Below are 17,589 nucleotides of genomic sequence, written 5' to 3'. Positions count from 1 at the left end.
AGCATCATCTATAAATAACGGAGGCTTAAACCGGTTTTCAGCCTGCACTTTGTACTTTTACAGCAGGTAAAAACAACGCCGGCCCGTATCGCAAAATAAATGAACCGCAACACATCGCTAGAAAAACTTAAAAGTGAAGAATTTGATATCTGCATTATAGGGGCAGGAGCCAGCGGTGCCGGATGTGCACTGGACGCTGTTTTACGCGGATATAAAGTGGCCATTATTGACAGAAAGGACTTTGCTTCCGAAACTTCTTCCAGATCGACAAAGCTTATCCATGGAGGCGTAAGATATCTCGAGCAAGCTGTTAAAAAGCTGGATTTTGCGCAGTTGAAACAGGTAAAACACGGGCTGGAAGAAAGGCATATCGTTCTGAACAATGCGCCGCACCTGGCCCGGCCACTGGCGTTGCTGACGCCGGTAAATTCCTGGATTGAAGGTTTGTACTATAAAGTCGGATTGCAGATTTATGACACATTTGCAACAAAGGATTCGCTTCCGAAAAGTAAATGGCTGAGTAAAAAGGAAGTACTTGAAAAAATGCCTTCGCTGGACCGGAAAACGCTCCATAGCGGTGTGCTTTATTACGACGGGCAGCTCGATGACGCACGTTACTGCCTTGCATTGGTGCAGTCGGCTTCGGAAGCAGGCGCTGTTGCTGCGAATTATATCGAGGTGAACAGCTTTGAAAAAGATGAGAAAGGAAAGATAAATGCCGTAACGGTCAGCGATATGCAATCCGGGGATTCCTTTACGATCAAAAGCCGGATGGTCATCAATTGTACGGGGCCTTTTTCGGATAAAATCAGGTTGGCGGCAAATCCGAAGCTGCCGGAACGGATACGCCCAAGCAAAGGCGTGCATGTGGTGCTGCCTTATGAAACATTGAACAGCGAATATGCGATGCTGATCCCAAAAACTTCTGACGGACGAGTTGTGTTTGCAATTCCGTTTGAAGGCGCCATGATCATCGGGACTACGGATACGGAATGCAAGGACATAAATGCGGAACCGACTTTGAATCAGGAAGAAAAGCAGTATTTAGTTGATACATTGAATCCATATCTGGCCAGAAAAATCGACATTTCACAGCTGAAAGCCGGATTCGGAGGTTTGAGGCCATTGCTTTCTGCCGATCCTTCCAAATCTACAAAAAGCCTGTTGCGAGACCATGAAATTGAGGTTGACAGTCATTCCGGTTTGATAAGCTTGCTTGGCGGCAAATGGACAACATACCGGCTGATGGCAAAAGATACAATTGATGTGGCTGATGAAGTTTTTGCAAAGAAAAACAGCTGTGTAACAGATCAGTATACTTTGGCAGGCGGGGAAAACTACAATCCCGAACTATGGCAACAATTACAAACGGATTTTGGATTTGAAGAAGATATCTGCAGGCATCTTGTCAGAAAATACGGCTCAAGGGCAATACAGATAGGTGCTTTGACTTTAAACGATCCGGCATTGAAACAGCGGCTCAGCGCTCGCTATCCGTACATCAAAGCGGAAGTAGTTTATGGCACTCAGCATGAAATGATTGTTACGCCCAGAGATTTTCTGGCGAGAAGGATACGTCTGGAAATCACAGACTGGAAAGAAACGCTGCATTGTCTGCCGGTTGTTGCGGAACTGATGTCAAAATCACTTGGCTGGAATGAAGAAGAAAAGCAAAAGCAAATTGCAGGTTATTCGGCGGAATTAAAAAAATATATATCAGATGCCGGTTAACGATCTACTTAAATAATGAAGCTTAATCAAGCAAAGAAATCCTTTCAGTTTTAAAACCGAAAGGATTTCTTATTCATGCTGAATCTGAGATTAACCGTCAACAGCTAAAAGCCAACAGCTTCAAAATACAGTCGAACTTTTAAAGTCTTTTTCATCCATTCTGATGACTTTGGCCAATGTCTGCAAAATGGAATCATGCTTTTTTACAAACGGGTTCGTCTCATCCCATACGTAACCGGCAAGAACAGAGCATATCTGGTACTTAATGCCTTTTTCAATATTACTGGCAAACACGATTGTTTGAAAATCACCATTATACCAGCCGGTAACATAACTTCTGAAAACATTGATCCCTTTCTGGATTACATCTTCATAATCCTTTTTCCAGTCCACAGGTTCACCTTGTAAATGTTTGTGCGTCATTTTTGCGGAAAGTAAACCCGAAGCAGTTGCAAAAGTAACGCCGGATGAAAAAATCGGGTCAAGAAATTCGGTGCTGTTTCCGGAAAGCACGAATCCTTCGCCGAACATTTTTTTTACACCAATGGAATAACCCAGAATATGGCGCGGTTCGAATTTAAAATCCGAATCACTGAAACGACCTTCAAGGTCTCGGAACTCACGGATAAATTTTTTGTACTTCTCGCCGCCGTTTTCAGCCAGCTCTATAATTTTCTCTTTGTTTCCGACAATGCCGACGGAAGTGGAGCCATCGGAAAAAGGAATTGCCCAGATCCAGGATTTGTTGTCGTCAAATGAATGTACGAATATGTTGTTTCCTGCTTTTTCAGTACGTTCCTTGTCTTCCAGATGAGAAAAAACAGCTCCTCTTGGGCTAAATGCCGAAGGTTTGCTGAGATCAAACAACTTGGGCAGCACGCGGCCGTATCCGCTGGAATCAATGATAAACCGGGACTCAATCTGATGAATTTTTCCGTTTATATCTTTGTACTCAATAAGTTGCTTGTCAGCACTGCATTCCACCTTCAGGACTTCACATTCAAAATGCACATCCACACCCTTGGCTTTTGCGGCTTCGGCAAGCGTGTTGTCAAAATCTGCCCTTTTTACCTGCCAGGTCCACGTCCAGCCTTTGGTAAATTGTTCTTCAAAGGAAAATTCACATTTCTTTTCACCGCGGACAAATGCTGCACCCGTTTTTCTCTGGAAATTTCTGGCCTTTACTGCTTCCAGAAGCCCGGATTCTTCCAGATGCTCCATGCAGCAAGGCAGCAGACTTTCGCCGATCTGGAAACGGGGAAATGTTTCCTTTTCCAGAATGGTGACGTTATAACCCTGTTTTTTTAAATAAGAAGCAGCAACGGTTCCGGCTGGCCCGGCGCCAATAACTACAACATCAACTGTTTGCATGATCAGGCATTTTTGACTTTTTGAATGAGTTTATCTTTGTTTACGAAGGAAAAACACGTTACAAATGCACTTACCGTAACGCCCAGGATTCCATGCAGGGAAATGTTCTGGCCGGTTAAATGCAGGTTGGGAATTCTTGTTTTTGTATTGATCTGTGTCCGCGCCGGCGAAGCGGAATCTTTCATGACGCCGTATAACGAACCGTCCTTATTGCCGATATAGTCCCTGAAAGTGAGCGGCGTCGCACTGTGCACGTGTTTTATCTTTTCCGAAATTCCGGGAAATACGTTTTCAAGCTGCGCGATTACTTTCTTTTCCTTGTCCGATTTAAATTTTTCATACGCTTCATCGCGTTCGCCGGGCTCGGCCACCGTTCTGAAAGTCTCGCTCCACTGGTCCGTCTCCGACGATTTCATGTAAGTCATCACCGACATGGAATCCGCGTATTCTCCTGTTCGTGAAATTCGGGGTGTGCAAATGAAATACGTCTGCGGCCAGGTCGCTTCATCATAATGTACGCCGTCCCAAACGTCGTTCAGGTGATGCTGGTAAATGTTGTAATTGAGGTATTTAAAAGTGTTTTCTTTAAAAGCAATGTGCACCAGAAAAGTAGAAATGCTGTTTTCAAGGTTCTGAACGCGGTTTTTGTAAACACCCAAAAAACGCTCCTGACCAAAAATATCGATGGTGACGGACGGGTGCACGTTGGAAATAAAATGTTTTCCTGCAAACGTTTCGCCGTTATCCAGCACTACTTCCCGGATTGCGCCTTTTTCATCGTAACGGGCAGAAACTACTTTTTTGCGCTTGTGGATTACGCCTCCGTGCCGGCGGATGGATTTGCTCATCTGAATGGCAATCTGCGAGCCGCCGTCAACAAATTTATAGGCACCGGAAAGGTAACTTTTCATGATCAGCGCATGTACGTAGAAAGGGGTTTTTTCCTTTACGCCTGCATAAAGCAGATTGGAACCGGCCAGAACGTTTCGTAAACAAACATTTTCAGTTAGTGAAGCAATGTAATCGTATGCGTTCAGTTCCAGAACTTCTCCGTCCATATGATAATTCTCGTTGGAAACGCTGAGATTGTACAAGGGAAATTTGGCACAGATTTCGATGATTTTGGAACAGTACGTTTCAATGGCCGATTTATCCTGCGGAAAATAACCGATCAGCTTTTCCCGGAATTTGTCCATGCCCTGCGCATAGCTGAATTCGCTGCCGTCGTCAAACCGGATTACATCAAAGCCGTTATCGTCCATCCGGTACAGTTTAAGTTTGTCCAGAATTCCGAAATAGCGGAAAAACTGATGAAGGTTTTCGCCTTCGTCCAGGCCGCCGACATAATGAACACCCGTATCAAAAATGCTTTTGTTCCTGCTGTAAACCTGCAAATTGCCGCCTAGCTGATTGTTTTTTTCAAGAACTGCAACGCTGAAACCTTCCATTGCCAGAATAGTTGCGCAAGCCAGCCCGCCAAGGCCGCTTCCCACGATTACAAAATCAAATTCTTTTTGACTGGCGGAAGATTGCATTTAAAAGGCAATTGAAAAAGTGAATAATCTGGTATTTATTAATCGGCAGTCTGTTGCTGCCGCCGTTTCAGAATGAACAGCACATTGGACGTACTGCTGGAATGTTCGTGCATTTCACAGCTCAGCCTGTGCTTTTCGGCAAATGTCCGGATGTCTCCGGAAGTAAAGAAATGGAACGGATTTTCTTTTTTATTGAATGAAAAAATTCCTGTTGACAATGCTTCAGTTGCCTGAGTATTTCTGTGTTTCTGCTTGTTGTCCGCAATACCGTCCCGGATGAAAATAATGCCGTCTGCATTCAGTGCCGATGCACAGCGTTCCAGTAAGATAAGCTGTTTTTCGCCGGATAAATAATGCAGGACGTCATTCAGGAAAATGACATCGCATTTGTCAAAAATGGCAGACATCACATCCTGAAATTCAAATTTCAGATTTTCCGTTTTGTTGTAGCTGTTCCGGGCAATCAGGATTTTTTCTTCATCATAATCCATTCCGGTAATTTGTCTTTCTTCGTTTTTATAATGCAGGTAAAAGGAAAGATAGCCGTACCCGCAGCCGATATCCAGAATGCGTTTTTTGTCTGCAACAAGCTCGTTATAAAAAGCATAGTTCCGGCTTTCCAGCTTCCATTTGATCTTGAAATACCATTCCAGAACCGGCCCTTTGAAGACATAATTGGTGAATACTTTATGCTTCATATACGCCGGATTTTCCATTTCCTGCTGATAGGAAGCAAATTCCGACTTGAAATAAGCCGCAACGGATTTGGTTTTATCCCGAAGTTGTGTGCCCCATTTCGGGTTCTGAAAATGAATGCGCGGAAGCACGCGCACGTTCAATGCACCGGAACGGATCAGGAAATCGCCTTTTGGCAGAACTTCGGAAGCGCCGTGAATGAGAATAGGCTGTATGTCAAGGCCAAGCTGTTCGGCAAGATGAAAAGCGCCTTTATGAAACCTTCCGATTTTACCATCTTCTGAACGCGTGCCTTCGGGGAAAATCAGCAGTGAATAGCCGTCTGCCACCAGTTCTTTTACTTTTTCAAGGTTTTCTTCCGGCCCGTTTTCGGTATAGACATAACCCGCATGCCGGATTATCGGACCGAAAAAAGGAGAATTGTAAACCCAGCCTTTCACCATCAGCACGATTTTCGGGTTCAGCATGATGGTCAGCAGAATATCCAGAAAAGAAGTATGATTGGCGATGAAAATAACGGGCTGGGCCGGTTGAAGGTTTTCAAGCCCTGAGATGTTCTTTTTTACATGCGGCCCGGAATAAATGACGGTCCTGGCATAGAATGAAAGCGAACGGTTGATCATTTCCCTTTTCTTTTTGCCCGGAACCGGCAGCAGCAAAATGAGCAGGAGCTGGAACTGCAAGAAGAAACAGCCGGCCACAAAATAGGTAAAACTTGAAATACTGATCAGAAAGGGTAGCATGGTCACCGGCGCCCTTTTTTTCGAAATGCGGTTCTGGACGAAATAATCGAACAAAACGGGTTGAAAAACAAAGGAAATAAACAGAATGCATACAATGCCCAGCACGCTGATGAGCGCAATGGAGTGGATGGCCGGGTGCTCGGCAAAAATCAGCACGCCGGTACCGATGATTGTAGTGGTTGCGGATAACACAATGGCCGACTGATAGGAGCGGAGTGTGTCTTTTCCGTACTTGTATTTACTCAGCAGCCCGTCTGTTACAAAAATACTGAAATCATCGCCAAGCCCGAAAATAAAGGTCGTGACAATGACATTGACAAAATTGAATTTAATATCCAGCAAAGCCGCAATCCCGAGAATCCAGATCCAGCTTATGACCATCGGCAGAAAAGACAAAATCGTCAGTTCGATTCTTCCGTACACAATCAATAACGTAAAGAACACAATGGAGGCAGAAACGAGCAACAGGTAATTGAAGTCGTCTTTTACCAGCGTAAGCAGTTCACCGGCCAGTTCGCCACGGTCAAATACCACGGCGCCGTTGACAGAGCGCAGTTCCTTTTTGACATGCGCAAGCTGGTTTTGAGGAACGATCAGCGTGGAAATGTAAGTTGTTCCCGATGCTCCGGAGTCGATCAGGTTACCAATTCCTGTTTCCTGAAAAAGCGTATCCAGCGAAATCGCATTCTGATGCTGGCCTGCAATCCAGTCTTTAAAATCATTGAACGCATACGCGTTAAAACCGTTTTTTGCCGCAGCCCGGTCCAGAATGCTGTATGTCGTTTCTTTCTGCCTGAAATTCCAGAATGCATACCATTCTCTGCTGCGCTGCCTTCTCAGACTTTCCGGAATCAGGAACAGTCCTGACGAAACAAAACTGCTGATTTTATTACTTTGCTTCAATGCTTTCAGTTTCTGATAAACAGTGTAATTGATATTTTGTGCCGTTTCGTCGGACTGGTTTGCTGCAAAAACATAAATCCTCTTTTCCGTTCTCGGATTGATTCCGGTAAGTGCTTCTTCGCGGTTTTTCAGGTCTTCATTCTGGATGCTGAGGTTTTCGAGGCTGCTGTCAAAAGTTGTAAACTGAGCGAAATAAAGGAAAACCAGCGTGAGCAAAGCAATTATGCCGAGAATGACAGAACGGGATCTGGAATTTATTTGCGGAAAGCGGAATGATTGTTTTTCCTGCGGAATCTTATGGTAATCGAATGAAAAAGACGAAAGGATGACCGGTAAAACAATGAGCGTAAAAAGCGCTGCACCAAGCAAGCTTAAAGAAGAGAAAAAGCCGAAATCCTGCAATACGGCCGAGTTGGCAAAATGCAGCGCACTGAATGCCATAACCGTTGTAAAACTTCCCGTAAGCAAAGGCCCGCTTACTTCCCGGATCGCCAGCTGAATATTCCGGGTATGCCGCAGGTGTGTAAAAAAATGAAAAGCATAATCCAGCAAAATCCCGAAGATGACCGCGCCGGTTGCCAGTGAAATGCCGGAAATATCCGGACGAAAATAGCCGGTGATTCCAAGTGCAAAAACACCCCCGAACAACCCGGGCAGGATAATGTAAACCGGAATCAGCAGCTTGCGGTAATAAACAACAAGTAAAAGCAGTATGCCTGCAAGCGCAATGAATGCCGTAAGGTAGGAATCCTTTTTGACCTGAATTGCATTCCGGGCAGCTATCTCGAAAGTGCCGAAATAACTGAAATGATTCAACCGGCTTTGTCGGTTCCATTTCGATCTGAATGCTTCGGTCAGGTTGAACAGTTCCACATTTTTTTCGGAATCGCCGGAATCAAAACTTGTGGAAGCCAGAATCAGCAACTGTTTGCGGTCGCTGCTGAACATGATTCCGTCTTCCATCACAATTCGGCTGCTGTTACTGACGTCATTCAGTTCCCGGAAATATTTTCCCGTAATGCCGAGCGGATCGTTGATAATGAATTGTTTCAAAAAAGTGCCGCCGGGCGTCAGAAGCTGGTTGTAAGTAGATTTTACAGCCGAGCGGATCGTGTCGGGAATCAGCCTGGAACGGATATGCGCATAATAGGAAGTATCGATAAGCTGGGAAAAATGCGTGAACGCATACTGATAAACATCTTCCTGAACATCGGGCCGCTCGGCCTGAATATTTCTGATGTAACCTTTGGTGTATCTTCGTAACGAATCCGAAAAAGCTTCTGCAAGAGCGCGCGCATCGTCGGTTGTGGTTTCAGCCGGAATGTCAACAGAAAATACGATCTGATTGATGATGTTCTTGCTTTCGACCAGCTGATTGAATTCTTCGAAGCTTTTACCTTTCGGCAAGGTGGCAAAAATACTTTCCGTTACTTTTAAACGCGAAATCCCGACAAGCAGAAAACCGGTAAGAAAAATCAGCCCAAGAAAAAAGGCCGTTTTGTAAGAGGAAAGGAATTTGTTCAGCCTTACAAGTAAATCTCCGATCATTGAAACGGGAACGTGGATGTGAAGCAAAATTACAAAATTGTGAAGATCTGACAACTTGCTGTTACAAGGAAAGTGCCGCTTTACGGCTTGTCAAAACCGTCAAAAAAGATTTATTTTACAGATATTTAATTAGCCATCCTTAAATGAATCATATTTCCTTAGATCAGATTGAGCAGTATGCTTTTGAAAAGAAGGAATTTATCTTGGCCGAAGACGTGCTCGGCAAAGTTTCGGAATCGTTCCATTTTCTAACCGATTTCTCCACAGACAAAATTATCTACGGGATCAATACGGGTTTCGGGCCGATGGCGCAGTACCGGATTGAAAGCGACAAACTGAACCAGCTGCAATATAACCTGATCCGCAGCCATTCCAGCGGAACGGGAAAGCCGCTGAATGAAACGTATGCCCGCAGCGTCATGGTTGCCCGGCTGAATTCCTTTTTACAGGCCAGTTCCGGCATCAGTACGGGTGTAATCCAGCAGCTGGTTTTGTTTTTGAACAAAGGAATCGTCCCTGAAATCTTTGAACACGGAAGCGTAGGCGCAAGCGGCGATCTGGTGCAGTTGTCGCACTTAGGGCTTAATCTGATCGGTGAAGGGTACGTTTATGAAGCCGGAATCCGTACTAAAACGGCCGAAGTGCTGGCAAAAAAAGGATTGGAGCCGCTCAGAATGGAATTGCGTGACGGCCTCGGCCTGATCAACGGAACTTCCTGCATGACCGGCATAGCGGCTGTAAACCTGATATATGCCAAGCGGCTTTTCCAATGGGCCATTGCGGCATCTTCCATGCTGAACGAAATCGTGGAAGCATTTGACGATTCGTTTTCAAAAGAGCTCAATGCTGTAAAACACCATAAAGGTCAGCAGCTTGTAGCGCAGCAAATGCGTGATTTTGTCGCCGGCAGCAGGCTTATACGCAGCCGCGAAGAACTTTTCAAAGACGATACGGCCATGCAGCGCAAGGAATTTGACCGTAAAATTCAGGAATATTACTCCATCCGCTGTGTTCCGCAAATTCTTGGGCCCATTCTGGATACCATTCATTATGCGCAGGAAGTGGTTGAAAACGAATTGAATTCAGCCAATGACAATCCGGTTGTCAGCATAGAAGCCAACAATGTTTTCCATGGCGGCAATTTTCACGGGGATTATATTTCACTGGAAATGGACAAGGTTAAAATCGTTCTGACCAAACTTTCCATGCTGGCCGAACGCCAGCTTAATTTCTTGATGAACAGCAAACTGAACGGCAAATTTCCGCCTTTCCTCAATGCCGGAACCTGGGGCCTTAATTTCGGATTTCAGGGAATACAGTTTACGGCCACTTCCACCACGGCGGAAAATCAGGCGTTATCCGGTTCGGTTTACGTTCACAGTATACCGAACAACAATGATAATCAGGATATTGTAAGCATGGGAACAAACAGTGCCGTGCTTGCGCGGCAGGTTCTGGAAAATTCATTTCAGGTAATGGCCATTCACATCATGGCGATTTGTCAGGCAATCGATTTGCTGCATACTGAGGAAATGGATAAACTTTCTCCGAATGCCAAATCGGTTTATAAACAGATTCGTGAAAAGGCCTATTTTATAAAAGAAGATAAGCCGCAGGCGGAAAATATAGCGGCAGTTTGTGATTACATCAAAGAAAACCCGTTTAAATTATGAACTGTGCATTGGTAACCGGTGCTTCAAGAGGATTGGGCAGAGCCATTGCCGTTCAGTTAGCGATAGATCACGGATTGTACATGCTGGTGAATTATGCTTCTAACCTGCAAGCTGCCGAAGAAACGCTGGCTGCTATCGCCTCAAACGGTGGCCAAGGTGAAATCATCCATTTCAACGTGCAGGTAAAAACGGAAGTGGACGCCGCACTGAATGACTGGAAGGAAAAAAACAATGACAAGTTCATCAGCGTTCTGGTGAATAATGCCGGCATTACGCGCGACGGTTTGTTGATGTGGATGCCGGAAAATGACTGGGACGACGTCATGAATATATCAGTAAAAGGGTTTTATAACGTTACACAGCATGTCATTCAGCAAATGCTGCGGAAACGATCCGGCCGGGTTGTCAATATCGCATCATTGTCCGGGCTGAAAGGCGTTGCGGGACAAACCAATTATTCTGCGGCAAAAGGGGCCATGATTGCAGCGACCAAAGCTTTGGCGCAGGAAGTGGCCAAGCGGAAAATTACGGTAAATGCTGTTGCGCCGGGTTTTATAGCCAGTGACATGACCAAAGACCTGAACGAGGACGAACTCAAACAGATGGTTCCGATGAACCGGTTCGGAAGCGCCGAGGAAGTGGCGCATCTGGTCAGTTTTCTGGTTTCGGACAAAGCAGGTTATATTACAGGAGAAGTAATCAATATTAACGGAGGGATTTATTCATAAATGAGTCAGCGAGTTGTTGTTACCGGAATCGGGATTTATTCCTGCCTTGGCCAGAACACGGGCGAGGTAACCCAGTCATTGTATGCCGGCAAAAGCGGGATTATTTTTGATCAGCAGCGGAAGGATTTTGGTTTCCGTTCCGCGCTGACGGGAATGGTTCAGGAGCCGGATCTCAAAAACCAGCTTTCCAGAAGGCAGCGGCTTGGCATGCACCAGCCCGCCGTATATGCGTATGTAGCCACGAAAGAAGCGCTTGATATGTCGGGGCTGGACATTGATTTTCTTGAAAAATCGGAAACGGGCATTATTTTCGGAAATGACAGCACGGCTGCTTCCATTATTGAAGCTGTTGACAGGGCAAAGGAAAAAAAGGATACGACGCTCATTGGAAGCGGTGCCATATTTCAAAATATGAACAGCACGGTGAACATGAATCTGTCTACTATTTTCAAGCTGAAAGGCATCAATTTTACGCTGAGTGCCGCATGTGCTTCGGGTTCGCATTCCATTGGCATGGGTTATCTGATGATCAGTCAGGGATTGCAGGAAAGAGTCATCTGCGGCGGCGCGCAGGAAATCAATCCTTCTTCCATGGCCAGCTTTGACGGTCTGGGAACATTTTCAGTCCGGGAATCGGAACCGCAGAAAGCTTCAAGGCCGTTTGACAAAGATCGCGATGGCCTGATCCCGAGCGGCGGGGCCGCCACCGTTATCCTCGAATCGTATGAAGCCGCTGTGAAAAGAGGTGCGCCGATCCTCGCCGAACTGATCGGTTACGGATTTTCTTCCAACGGCGACCATATTTCAAATCCCAATGTGGACGGCCAGATCCGCTCGCTGAAAATGGCACTGAAACAGGCGCAGGTTACAACGAATGAAATTGATTACATCAACGCTCATGCTACTTCCACGGTCGTTGGCGACGGCAGCGAGGCAAAGGCCATATATGACGTTTTCGGAGCGGACGTTCCGGTAAGTTCAACCAAATCCATGACGGGGCACGAATGCTGGATGGCCGGAGCGAGTGAAATCGTTTATTCCATACTCATGATGCAGCATTCGTTTATTGCGCCCAACATTAATTTTGAAAATCCGGATGAAGACTCCGCGCGGATCAACATCATTCCAGAAACCAGAGAGCAGCATATCAATTGCTTTTTATCAAATTCCTTTGGTTTCGGAGGAACAAATTCTACGCTTATTTTGAAGAAAGTTTAACATTCGTCACCCGTGGTTATCGTGCCATTTCGTAATCGGCAATGGCCTGCCGTGAAAAAGATGTATTTTTGTTTTATACTGAAAACATGTAAATTGATTCAGTCTGCAGTTTAAAGGGTACAATTATATCAGAAATTATCATTTTAATAATCCGGAAATTTTAAACTATCAGCAGGAATAAATTAATTTTGTAGCCATGTATATTAATGATGTAAAAATGAATTGGGAAGAAGTTATTGAAGAAACCCGTGATTTTTTGTCCGAGGAATTTGAGATAGACCGAAATCTTATTCTTCCTGAAAATAACCTGAAAGACACACTGGATCTGGACAGCCTTGATTACGTTGATCTTGTCGTGCTGATTGAGGAAAATCTGAATATCAAGATTACAGGAGAAGATTTTAAGGAAATTGTCACTTTTGGTGATTTTTTCAAGCTCGTCCGCAAGAAACTCGCCCTGTAACTTATGAGCCGTTGGGACGGGAAGACAAGAGGATCACTTGCGGGTTATAAAATATTTCTGTTCTTTATTAATTCCCTCGGGATTGATTTTGCATACCGCCTGCTGCGTATCGTTACAGGTTATTACTTTCTGATGGCTGCCAAGCCCAGAAATGCGCTGCTTGATTTCTATCAGAACGGACTTCAGATTCCGTCCATTAAAGCAAAATTGCTTGCCCGTAAAAATTTCTATGTTTTCGGGCAGACCCTTGTGGACCGTGCTGCTTTTCTGCTCGGTAAAAACGAGAAATTTGTCCATACCTTTGAAAATGAGCAATATTTGCTGGATATACGGGATGCGGGAAAAGGCGGAATACTGCTCAGCGCACATCTCGGTAACTGGGAAACGGCAGGGAATCTGCTGAAAGGACGGGTTGCTTCCGCCATCAATATTGTAATGCTCGATGCAGAAGTGGAAAGTATCAAGCAGTACATGGATCTTTCAACGGGCGGTTCGCATTTCAAGGTCATTGCCATCAAAGACGATCTGTCGCATATTATTTCCATTCGCAATGCATTGCTCGGCAACGAGTTCATTGCCATTCACTGCGACCGTTATCTGGACGGTGCCAAATACATAGAGCTGGATTTTCTGGGTAAAAAAGCAAAATTTCCGTACGGGCCGTTTGTCATTGCATCCAAATTCGAGGCACCGGTGACTTTTGTATTCGCAGCCAAAAACGGCAAGTACAGTTATCATCTGAGCGCAACGTTGCCGATTACCGAAAAGCTGAAACCGGAGGTTATTGCAAAGTTGTACGTGGCGGAACTGGAGAAGAAAGTAAGGCAGTACCCCGAACAATGGTTTAACTATTTCAACTTTTTCAATTGATGCTGATCGCCAGAAATGTCATGGAAAGCTGGATTCCGCACCGGGAGCCTTTTATCATGATTGATAATCTGCTGCTTGCAACAAAGGAAACCTTCGAGTCGGACTTTTTTATAAATAGTGATAACATGCTGGCGCAAAACGGCTTTTTTCAGGAAACCGGACTGATTGAAAACATTGCACAAACCTGCGCCGCCGCGTTCAGCTATCTGGATGCGGAAAATCGTGAAATTCCGCGGATGGGTTTTATAGGTGCCATTACCAAATTAAAAGTATACGAACTTCCGGCAGTAAATTCCGGCATTGTTACGGTTGTAAATCCGTTGCACCAGCTGGAAAACATCTATCTTGTAAAAGGTGAGAACTGGCAGGACGGACGTAAATTGCTCCGTTGCGAAATGAAAATTGTGGTTTCGCAGTAATTTTCAATGATTCAAAAAACATGATTACCTCCGAAATCAGGATTGATGTACGATTTAGTGAAACCGACGCCATGGGCGTTGTCTGGCATGGGAACTACCTGAAATTTTTTGAGGACGGGCGCGAAGCTTTCGGAAAAGAATACGGGCTGGAATATCTGACCATTTTTGATAACGGTTATTTTACGCCCATCGTCAAGTCGGAAATCGAGCATAAGTCACCGGTTTATTACGGGCAGGTTATTCAAGTTGTAACGCGCTATATTCCGGCAAAATCGGCCAAGTTGCTCTTTGAGTATGAAGTAATCAATCTTACAACGGGCGAAATCAGTGCAATTGGCAAAACCATGCAGGTTTTTCTGAACAAGGAAACGCGGACGCTGGAACTGGTCACACCGGATTTTTACAGAAACTGGAAAGAAAAAAACGGAGTTGGTAAATAAAAATCCATTTTACTGCAACTGGAAATGACCTACATCGGTGCGGAGTTGATAATTAGCCCATTAGGAAAAACCACAGAAGAAAACTGCACGGCAATGATCGCGAACCGTTCCGGGATTTCTCTGATCGCAGATGCAGGTTTCGACCATAAAAGTCTTTTTTTATCAAAAATCAATGATCCGGACGGTCAGGGGAAATTTACGCGACTGATCATACAAGCCATTGAAACGATTAAGAATGAAATAGACGACGCTGTGTTGCTTTCGGCACGGACTATATTCATAATCAGTTCAACCAAAGGGGATCCGGAGCAGATAAAAGATCCTTTCAATGCAGCGGTTTCGGCGGTCCAGCAGAAATTCAGTCTTGCAAATCGTCCGATTGTTATTTCAAATGCCTGTATTTCGGGAATCGTTGCCATCAATACGGCGCATCATCTGATCCGGGCCAGACTTTACGACCATGCCGTTGTAATTGGCTGCGATGTGCTTTCAGACTTTGTTGTTTACGGTTTCCAATCGCTTTTTGCCATGGGTGACGCGCCGTGCAGGCCGTTTGATGCCGCGCGGAACGGAATTTCAATCGGCGAGGGCTGCGGCGCAGTTGTCGTTTCAGCTTCTGAACATATTTTTAGAAATCCTTCTTTGCAATTGCTTGCCGGCACGACTGCCAACGATGCCAATCATATTTCCGGACCTTCGAGAACCGGCGAGGGGCTTTTCCGTAGCGTCAAGAAAACGATGGAAAAAAACGGAATTACAGCAGATGAACTGGATTTTATATCGGCGCATGGAACGGCAACGGTGTTTAATGACGAAATGGAATCCATTGCTTTTGACCGTCTGGGTATGAGTAACATTCCGTTAAACAGTCTGAAAGGCTATTTCGGACACACGCTTGGCGCGGCGGGTATTATTGAAACAGCAGCTTCCATGCAAATGATCCGAAACGGTATTTTGTTTAAAAGCCTTGGTTTTCAAGAGCAAGGCACTTCGAAAGCATTGAACATAGTTTCCGGAAACACGGTTGCCAATCCTGAAACTATTCTGAAAACGGCATCGGGCTTCGGAGGCGGAAATGCTTCCCTTATCATCAGAAGCATATGAATTTCATAACGGCATACGGCCATCTGCAGGAAAACAGCTGTGCAGTCAACGGAGAAACGATCTGCAGGCGTGACAAGAATTCCGGCGACCCGTGGTTCAGGCAAATTTACAAGGAACAGGAATTCGTTTATCCCAAATTTCACAAGATGGACGTGCTTTCGCAGGCTGGATTCCTGACTTCGGAACTGATCAAACGGGCTAATCCGCAATTTGCCGGAAAGTATAAGGATGACGAAATAGCAATGCTTTTTGCCAACAGGTCAGGCAGCGCCGAAACGGATCAGAAATTTGTTCATGCTTATCAGAACGGTACGCCGAGTCCGTCGCTGTTTGTGTATACTTTGCCTAATATCGTCATGGGTGAAATTGCCATTCTCAACAAATGGTACGGAGAAAGCCTGTTTGCCGTTTTGCCTGCATTTGATGCGGAGTTTTATATAAATCATTGTAATCTATTGCTTTCGGCAGGTTCGGAAGCAGTACTTTGCAGCTGGCATGAGATAGCAGGAAACCAAATTGATGTTTTTACGTTTCTGATTGAAAAAGAAGGTGAAAGCAGGTTTGAACTGACCACAAATACCTTGTCAAAAATTGCCTTTGAAGGCAATTTTCATAAAACTGAAATTAACGCCAATTATTACTACTAGTCATGGATGATTTAAAGGAAGAACTTAAAAGGCAACTGATCGAGCAGCTCAATCTGGAAGAAATTACACCGGCTGATATTGACGACAACACTTTGCTGTTCAGCGACAAAGGTCTTGGTCTGGATTCGATTGATGCGCTGGAACTCATTGTGCTGCTTGAAAAATACCACGGCATCCAGGTAACAAAACCGGAGGAAGGCAAGGAAGTTTTCAGGTCAGTCAATTCGATGGCCGAGTACATTCGCAAACGACAAAACTGATTTTACCCGAATTATCCATGAGTGTGCGCATAACCGGGATCGGAATCGTTTCTGCCATCGGACTAGGTGTTCAGGAAAATCTGCTTGCCTTAAAAGAAAGCAGAACCGGCATTATGCCGTTCTCGTTTCCGGATGAGGATAAGATGTTTATGGCCGGGGCGGTTAAAGCAACAAATCCGGTTTTAAAAAAGGAATTACAAACGAAAAGCCAATATATCTCGCGTACTACCTTGCTTGGCCTGAAAGCTGCGCGGGAGGCATATGGAAGCGCAAAGCATCACGATCAGATCAGAACGGGCATTATTTCCGCAACCTCGGTTGGCGGAATGGATCTCAGCGAACAGTTTTATCAGGCATATCTGAACGGAACGGATGCGGATTTTGCAATGCTCAAAGCGCATGACAGCGGAAGCACAACGGAACATATTGCCGCAGAGCTGAGAATTTCGGGCTACATGAACACGCTTTCTACGGCTTGTTCGTCCGGCGCGAATGCCATAATGCTCGGGGCAAGATTGCTGATGCAGGGAAAACTGGACCGGGTTCTGGTTGGCGGAGCAGACGCGCTGACGAATTTTACCGTAAACGGTTTTCGCTCGCTGATGATTTACGACGAACAATGGTGCCGGCCGTTTGACGCATCCCGGGAAGGACTGAACCTTGGAGAAGGGGCCGCATTTCTGCTGCTTGAAAATGAAAAAAGCATCCGCTTTTCCGGTAACAAAACGCTGGCTTTTCTGAACGGCTGGGCAAATGCAGCGGATGCTTATCACCAGACGGCTTCTTCGCCGGAAGGAAAAGGCGCAACACTCGCTATGCAGAAAGCAATAGAAAAATCCGGTATCAGTCTGTCACAGATTTCGTACATCAATGCACATGGAACCGGTACAAAAAACAATGATCTTTCGGAATCTGTTGCGTTGATAAATGTATTTGGTGATCAGGTGCCCGCATTCAGCTCAACCAAATCGTTTACAGGCCATACGCTCGCAGCTGCCGGCGCCATTGAAGCCATTTTTTCCGTTCTCGCCATTCAGAACCAGCTGATTTATCCCAATATCCATTTCAGAACTCCGATAATGGAAACCGGACTTGAACCGGTCACGATTATGCAGACAGAAAAGCCGGTTCATGCGGTGCTTTCCAACTCTTTCGGCTTCGGCGGAAACAATTCTTCACTGGTTTTTTCAGATCATGCATAATCATTTTCTATCTTTCCGCTAACAGAAATCCCAAACAT

General features: G+C 45.2%; 15 protein-coding genes. 12 read left to right on the top strand and 3 right to left on the bottom strand.

Annotated features, from left to right (window positions below; all coding sequences use genetic code 11):
- Positions 1 to 99 precede the first annotated feature (99 nt).
- A complete protein-coding gene (locus tag FEM55_RS06875; protein WP_138280538.1) occupies positions 100 to 1,731 on the top strand; it encodes a glycerol-3-phosphate dehydrogenase/oxidase in 1,632 nt (543 codons plus the stop codon).
- A 120-nt stretch (positions 1,732 to 1,851) separates the two neighbouring features.
- On the opposite strand, the gene FEM55_RS06870 is transcribed toward FEM55_RS06875, so the two are convergent.
- The 3 genes from FEM55_RS06870 to FEM55_RS06860 are packed head-to-tail and all read right to left on the bottom strand — an operon-like array spanning position 1,852 to position 8,527.
- Complete coding sequence (locus tag FEM55_RS06870) at positions 1,852 to 3,102, bottom strand: NAD(P)/FAD-dependent oxidoreductase (protein WP_138280537.1); 1,251 nt, start codon at positions 3,100 to 3,102, stop codon at positions 1,852 to 1,854.
- A 2-nt stretch (positions 3,103 to 3,104) separates the two neighbouring features.
- Positions 3,105 to 4,637 carry a phytoene desaturase family protein gene (locus FEM55_RS06865; protein WP_138280536.1) on the bottom strand — a complete coding sequence of 511 codons (1,533 nt, stop codon included), beginning with the start codon at positions 4,635 to 4,637 and terminating at the stop codon, positions 3,105 to 3,107.
- Positions 4,638 to 4,675: 38 nt separating this feature from the next.
- Complete coding sequence (locus tag FEM55_RS06860) at positions 4,676 to 8,527, bottom strand: trifunctional MMPL family transporter/lysophospholipid acyltransferase/class I SAM-dependent methyltransferase (RefSeq protein ID WP_138280535.1); 3,852 nt, start codon at positions 8,525 to 8,527, stop codon at positions 4,676 to 4,678.
- Between the two features lie 143 nt (positions 8,528 to 8,670).
- Here FEM55_RS06860 and flxA point away from each other — a divergent pair, with 143 nt between their 5' ends.
- The 11 genes from flxA (at position 8,671) to FEM55_RS06805 (ending at position 17,551) form a co-directional block, all read left to right on the top strand.
- Entirely contained in the window at positions 8,671 to 10,200 is a 1,530-nt protein-coding gene (gene flxA, locus FEM55_RS06855) for a flexirubin biosynthesis tyrosine ammonia-lyase FlxA (protein WP_138280534.1), read from the top strand.
- Complete coding sequence (flxB, locus tag FEM55_RS06850; protein ID WP_138280533.1) at positions 10,197 to 10,928, top strand: flexirubin biosynthesis SDR family reductase FlxB; 732 nt, start codon at positions 10,197 to 10,199, stop codon at positions 10,926 to 10,928. The genes flxA and flxB overlap by 4 nt, the downstream gene beginning before the upstream one ends.
- Positions 10,929 to 12,146, top strand: coding sequence for a beta-ketoacyl-[acyl-carrier-protein] synthase family protein (locus FEM55_RS06845; protein ID WP_138280532.1), 1,218 nt, complete (start codon positions 10,929 to 10,931; stop codon positions 12,144 to 12,146).
- A gap of 217 nt (positions 12,147 to 12,363) precedes the next feature.
- Positions 12,364 to 12,609: a phosphopantetheine-binding protein gene (locus FEM55_RS06840; RefSeq protein ID WP_171036487.1), complete on the top strand. Its 246-nt coding sequence runs from the start codon at positions 12,364 to 12,366 to the stop codon at positions 12,607 to 12,609.
- Between the two features lie 3 nt (positions 12,610 to 12,612).
- A complete protein-coding gene (locus FEM55_RS06835; RefSeq protein WP_138280530.1) occupies positions 12,613 to 13,479 on the top strand; it encodes a lysophospholipid acyltransferase family protein in 867 nt (288 codons plus the stop codon).
- Positions 13,479 to 13,898 (top strand): hotdog family protein, encoded by a 420-nt coding sequence (locus tag FEM55_RS06830; RefSeq protein ID WP_138280529.1) that lies wholly within the window; start codon positions 13,479 to 13,481, stop codon positions 13,896 to 13,898. The genes FEM55_RS06835 and FEM55_RS06830 overlap by 1 nt, the downstream gene beginning before the upstream one ends.
- Before the next feature lie 20 nt (positions 13,899 to 13,918).
- Positions 13,919 to 14,338, top strand: coding sequence for an acyl-CoA thioesterase (locus tag FEM55_RS06825; RefSeq protein ID WP_138280528.1), 420 nt, complete (start codon positions 13,919 to 13,921; stop codon positions 14,336 to 14,338).
- 93 nt (positions 14,339 to 14,431) lie between these two features.
- Positions 14,432 to 15,442, top strand: a complete 1,011-nt coding sequence (locus tag FEM55_RS06820) for a beta-ketoacyl synthase N-terminal-like domain-containing protein (protein WP_229209113.1) — start codon at positions 14,432 to 14,434, stop codon at positions 15,440 to 15,442.
- Complete coding sequence (locus FEM55_RS06815; protein ID WP_138280526.1) at positions 15,439 to 16,089, top strand: hypothetical protein; 651 nt, start codon at positions 15,439 to 15,441, stop codon at positions 16,087 to 16,089. The genes FEM55_RS06820 and FEM55_RS06815 overlap by 4 nt, the downstream gene beginning before the upstream one ends.
- Positions 16,090 to 16,091: 2 nt before the next feature.
- Positions 16,092 to 16,349, top strand: a complete 258-nt coding sequence (locus FEM55_RS06810; RefSeq protein WP_138280525.1) for a phosphopantetheine-binding protein — start codon at positions 16,092 to 16,094, stop codon at positions 16,347 to 16,349.
- A 17-nt stretch (positions 16,350 to 16,366) separates the two neighbouring features.
- Positions 16,367 to 17,551: a beta-ketoacyl-[acyl-carrier-protein] synthase family protein gene (locus FEM55_RS06805; RefSeq protein ID WP_138280524.1), complete on the top strand. Its 1,185-nt coding sequence runs from the start codon at positions 16,367 to 16,369 to the stop codon at positions 17,549 to 17,551.
- Positions 17,552 to 17,589 lie beyond the last annotated feature (38 nt).

The sequence above is a fragment of the Dyadobacter sediminis genome (assembly GCF_005860765.1).
Taxonomy (GTDB): Bacteria; Bacteroidota; Bacteroidia; order Cytophagales; family Spirosomataceae; genus Dyadobacter; species Dyadobacter sediminis.
The sequence above is the reverse complement of the archived record's forward strand: the minus strand, read 5'-3'. Positions and strand labels throughout refer to the sequence as shown.

Bases quoted from the DNA above. Each gene is read 5' to 3' on its own strand.
- FEM55_RS06875 (WP_138280538.1), top strand. From the start codon at position 100: ATGAACCGCAACACATCGCTAGAAAAACTTAAAAGTGAAGAATTTGAT.
- FEM55_RS06870 (WP_138280537.1), bottom strand. From the start codon at position 3,102: ATGCAAACAGTTGATGTTGTAGTTATTGGCGCCGGGCCAGCCGGAACC.
- FEM55_RS06865 (WP_138280536.1), bottom strand. From the start codon at position 4,637: ATGCAATCTTCCGCCAGTCAAAAAGAATTTGATTTTGTAATCGTGGGA.
- FEM55_RS06860 (WP_138280535.1), bottom strand. From the start codon at position 8,527: ATGATCGGAGATTTACTTGTAAGGCTGAACAAATTCCTTTCCTCTTAC.
- flxA (WP_138280534.1), top strand. From the start codon at position 8,671: ATGAATCATATTTCCTTAGATCAGATTGAGCAGTATGCTTTTGAAAAG.
- flxB (WP_138280533.1), top strand. From the start codon at position 10,197: ATGAACTGTGCATTGGTAACCGGTGCTTCAAGAGGATTGGGCAGAGCC.
- FEM55_RS06845 (WP_138280532.1), top strand. From the start codon at position 10,929: ATGAGTCAGCGAGTTGTTGTTACCGGAATCGGGATTTATTCCTGCCTT.
- FEM55_RS06840 (WP_171036487.1), top strand. From the start codon at position 12,364: ATGAATTGGGAAGAAGTTATTGAAGAAACCCGTGATTTTTTGTCCGAG.
- FEM55_RS06835 (WP_138280530.1), top strand. From the start codon at position 12,613: ATGAGCCGTTGGGACGGGAAGACAAGAGGATCACTTGCGGGTTATAAA.
- FEM55_RS06830 (WP_138280529.1), top strand. From the start codon at position 13,479: ATGCTGATCGCCAGAAATGTCATGGAAAGCTGGATTCCGCACCGGGAG.
- FEM55_RS06825 (WP_138280528.1), top strand. From the start codon at position 13,919: ATGATTACCTCCGAAATCAGGATTGATGTACGATTTAGTGAAACCGAC.
- FEM55_RS06820 (WP_229209113.1), top strand. From the start codon at position 14,432: ATGATCGCGAACCGTTCCGGGATTTCTCTGATCGCAGATGCAGGTTTC.
- FEM55_RS06815 (WP_138280526.1), top strand. From the start codon at position 15,439: ATGAATTTCATAACGGCATACGGCCATCTGCAGGAAAACAGCTGTGCA.
- FEM55_RS06810 (WP_138280525.1), top strand. From the start codon at position 16,092: ATGGATGATTTAAAGGAAGAACTTAAAAGGCAACTGATCGAGCAGCTC.
- FEM55_RS06805 (WP_138280524.1), top strand. From the start codon at position 16,367: ATGAGTGTGCGCATAACCGGGATCGGAATCGTTTCTGCCATCGGACTA.